The sequence below is a fragment of the Paenibacillus contaminans genome (assembly GCF_003285015.1).
Classification (GTDB): Bacteria; Bacillota; Bacilli; order Paenibacillales; family NBRC-103111; genus Paenibacillus_V; species Paenibacillus_V contaminans.
In genome coordinates this window covers 1-4,158 of the sequence record NZ_QMFB01000068.1, presented here as the reverse complement: position 1 = coordinate 4,158, position 4,158 = coordinate 1, and the positions used below count along the sequence as shown (strand labels likewise).

The 4,158-nt window shown below is 42.0% G+C and carries 2 protein-coding genes, 1 tRNA gene and 1 other annotated feature; all 3 genes read right to left on the bottom strand.

Going from position 1 to position 4,158, the window contains the following annotated elements; translation table 11 throughout:
- Positions 1-404 precede the first annotated feature (404 nt).
- A complete protein-coding gene (locus tag DQG23_RS41540) occupies positions 405-1,280 on the bottom strand; it encodes a phosphotransferase family protein (protein WP_113036943.1) in 876 nt (291 codons plus the stop codon).
- 110 nt (positions 1,281-1,390) lie between these two features.
- Positions 1,391-3,019, bottom strand: coding sequence for a S8 family serine peptidase (locus DQG23_RS41535; protein ID WP_113036942.1), 1,629 nt, complete (start codon positions 3,017-3,019; stop codon positions 1,391-1,393).
- Positions 3,020-3,235: 216 nt separating this feature from the next.
- A tRNA-Phe gene (locus DQG23_RS41530) sits at positions 3,236-3,311 on the bottom strand.
- Positions 3,312-3,396: 85 nt separating this feature from the next.
- Positions 3,397-3,636, bottom strand: a binding site (T-box leader).
- Positions 3,637-4,158 lie beyond the last annotated feature (522 nt).

The window sequence follows — 4,158 nt, the reverse complement described above, 5'->3', positions numbered from 1 at the left end:
AATCACCGTTATTTCTATACTTTTTGGCTGCGGAAAGTTGTTTTTTAACTTCTTTTTCGTTCATCTTTAATATCCTGTATTTCCTGGCGGCATTTTACCACGAAACCAACGCGTTCTTGTGCCATGAATGGATTCCTCCTGCAATTGAGAAAGTATGGGAATTGCCCCTTTCATTATAGTGAACGGGTACACTGGTTGTCCAATCGAAAAACGCCCCGCTAGGGGGGCGTTTCGAGGAAATCAATCACGTTTCCGGAAAACAACGTCAATGTGACCGAAGACCGTTGTCTCGCTGTTTCGCAAAAACAATCCGAACATTCGGTTCAAAATCATGCAGCGGCGGACCAAGACTTGAAAAATAAAGTCTTAGACTACCGCCGTAGTCTTTGAACTAACGTACCCGTTCAATAAACTTGATTTGTAAAAAATCTTGTATATCCCATTTCAAAGTTTGGTTTTCTCGGATCACCTTGTATATTTTCGATCATATCATACAAGCCATAGATCCTATCATACATTTGGCTTCTCTTATATAGTATTGTAGTTTCAGAACCATATTCCTCAAACACTGCACACCTGAATTCTTTAGGAAAATAACACATATACATAAAATCTAATGCTGGATCTTCTTTCCCAGCTTCACTAAAATCTATTATTCCGAGCCGACTGGCACTCTCATCCCAAAGAATATTATCGTAGTGAAAATCCCCATGCACAATACATCTCTGAACGGAGGCTGTAATTTCATAAAAATCATTTAAGAAAACCTTTACTTGTTCCATTTCTGATTGTGTCAGCTTGATCCGTAGTATTTTAAGCCCCTCAACCAAATCATTCTGAACATCTTGCATAAAACCAGTTAATAAATCCAGTTTTTGTTCTGATGTCATATGAAGTTGTTTCAGAAAACTTCCTACACTTCGACCTATTTGTTGCGCATTTTCCAGATTTATTTCCACATACTGAGGTGTAATTTTATATCCTGGCACGTATGTTTCCATCACGAATTTTAGGGATTGTGAAATATACAGACACTCTGGAAAAACTATCTCTGTTTGCTTTGATAATCTGCGAATCAGTTCCTGTCGCACTCTGTATCGATCTAAATTTAATCCTCCACGATAGAAAGCAATTACAGTTTTCTTATCCAAAATCAATACATCTTTCTCACAACCTGTGGTTATAAACTCAACTTCCTTAAATGTCAGTTCCCCCATTTCCGTTATTACATGCTCCAACTTTTGATTGATCAAATGGTTCAACTGTTTATCCAAATTCATCAACCTCTCCACTGTAACATTTGGAAATGTATACTATTGTAAAATACATCATTCTGCCCGTTAACGTAATAACGGGCTGCTCCGGAGCAGCCGTTTAAGTATCGTGCCCGTTAGCGTAACAAACCTTTGAATCTAGACTCCCACTCTTGGGCGATATGAAGTCTTGCTTGTGTGCTTCGATCCGAGTACCAACATTGTCCTTCACGCCATTCTGGCATCGGTTTGAAAGTAAGTCCAGTGATAGCCTCGAGCGCACTGCATCTCGCCCCAAACGTCGACACCCGTTCATTAAACGCATCGTCATACAGTCCTGAGATTAGCGGCCCAATAAAACATTGTTCTTTTATCTTTGCTGCGAGCTCTATTGCACAGTAACGAATATTCAAATCGTGATCCGTGAATAGTCTGATGACTTCAATAGTAAACTCTTTCCACATTTCGGGACAATGATTTAAGGCAAATAGGGCTGCCATTCTCACATAGCTGCTGTCATCGTGAAATAACCCTTGCAAGTCGCTGCTCAAAATCTTGTCTGAATGGACGGCTAAGACAGTTATTGCTGCTGTTCTAATCTTATCAGACTGATGAACCAATAACGCCCTCATTAGTACCGTAATCTCCCTTGGAATCTTCTCTCCACAGAAAGAAAGTATCGCGGAAACGATGTCTTCTTCATTCTGACCCTTCATTGCCGCTAAGCGCTCAGACTTGACTTTGTTTTTCCAGTTACACCAATTGTAATACGGAGTATTTATGGCATTATCTGCGGGCGTCATACTAACAGCTGCCATAACATTGACCAAACCAGCATCTAAGTCATCCCATTTATTGCTCAAAACTGAACTACTTTGGATAGCGTATTTCACCTGGTTTGCAGTCCAGTGGGGATGTGCTTGCCATATGCATGCCGCACATCCCAAGATGATGGGGCCTGCGCATGATGTCCCTTCTGTTCTGGCATAGTTTTCTGGCAGATTGTCGTATGGAGCAGTAAAATGATTTTGCCTCTCTTCGGGTGACTGAAATGGCATAGGCAGCACTACGTTTTCAGCCGGTGCCAAAATTCCAGGTATCCAATTGTTTTCAAAGGTCATCCCCCTGCAGCCGTGATAAGATTCAGCATGATGAATTTCTGCATCATCCGGTACGATCACGCCACCGACCGATAGAATAGATGGTGATGAGGCCGGACCACTGCAAGTTAGCTCCTTAGTATTTCCAGAAGCCGCAACCACGAGTAAACCGTCATTGGCAAGTTGTTCACAAAGTGTCCGAATCGGATCTGCTTGCCAAGGCAATAGGCCCGTCTCCCGAGAGGAGACGACCGTTAAAACGACCCCACGGATATTATATTTGCGCCAATTTACGCTCAGCCAACTTAGGACAGCAACAAATTTAGATTCAATTTCTTCGAGTAAATTGAAGGGTCCGGTTTGAAGCAAGTAAAGATCGGCTTCCGGCGCAGCTCCAGCATAGCGCCCCTGCGAAAGCTGACCAGAGCCTGCAGCCGCAGCTGCCGTCCACAATCCATGCAAGCCTCTACTCCAGGGCCCATCACCCGATGTCATTAAAGTAGGATATGGGTCGGTCTCGAAATTAACGATATATGTATTGCGATGTATATTAGTAGCAATATCCGGATGATTCGGGAAGCTGCTATCTACGATAGCAATTCCGACACTTTTGCCGGTGAGTTCCTTTGGAATCTGAAGGAACTCTCTGATTGAAGACCATGTCATACGGTTGCCCTCCTATTGGTTTTCGTTTATATGCATCGTTCAGACACCCGAATCCTATCTTGTTTTATCGGCACCCTGGGTGTTGAGCAATATGGCTGTAAGCAAAGCAGACTGCCGATTGTGCCGGCAGCCTGTTCATGGTGTAATTATTGTACTTCAGGAAAACGCTCACAACATCCCCATCGCAATAACTTCAAACCCCAAAGGAAAATGTAATGGTGGCTCGGGACGGAATCGAACCGCCGACACTAGGATTTTCAGTCCTATGCTCTACCAACTGAGCTACCGAGCCTTATTGTTTAATGTAATGGTGGTTCGAGACGGAACCGAAACTCCGACACAAAATACTGATTGAAAATACAAATAGCCCCTCGTCCGAAAGGGACGAGGAGCCGCGGTACCACCCTAAATTAGAACCTCCCTGTGAAAAAAACAGAAATGCTCTCACTTTAATAAATAACGGTTAAACCGGTACACCTCTACTTACCAAAAATGGTTTCAAGGGACTGCTCCGGAGCGAACTTCATTCAACCCTTTTCCCCAGAAACGCTCTCAATCTTTGGCGTTTCCTCCCTGTAAGGAGGTATTGAATTACTTTTCTCCATCAAAGTTTTTGTATTGTTATGCAATTTTCCCCATTTTACGTTAAGAACCATAAGAAGTCAATAACTGGAGAAAAAATGGTTATCGTCTAAACAGTCTGTTGGGTGAGAAAAGGTTGCGATCATGCCGTTAGTCTTTGAAGAAGGTTATATTGAGCAAACGTACCCGTTAGCGTAATGATAAAACACGGTGATGTCCAAAGAAAATAAAGTTTTAGACTGAAAAATAAAGTTGTAGACTCGGAAAAAAAGTATTAGATTCACGCGGCGGCGTTGAACTACTATGAAAGAACGGATTAACTTTCACTCTCTGTGGTGCTGCGCTTTGTGCAGCATGGATGGCTAACGGGCAGGATGTAACGCATTCTTCATCTTGAATATTTAAAACGACTTCACCTATTCCAAAATCAGTATTTCCAATCATAAATTTTATTCACTAAATTTTCCTCCATAATATAAGCTTTCTTCAATAAATCTTTGTGGGATTTCTATTACTAATGAATTTTTGTTCCTTGATTTCTTCAAATCTTTCTTCAA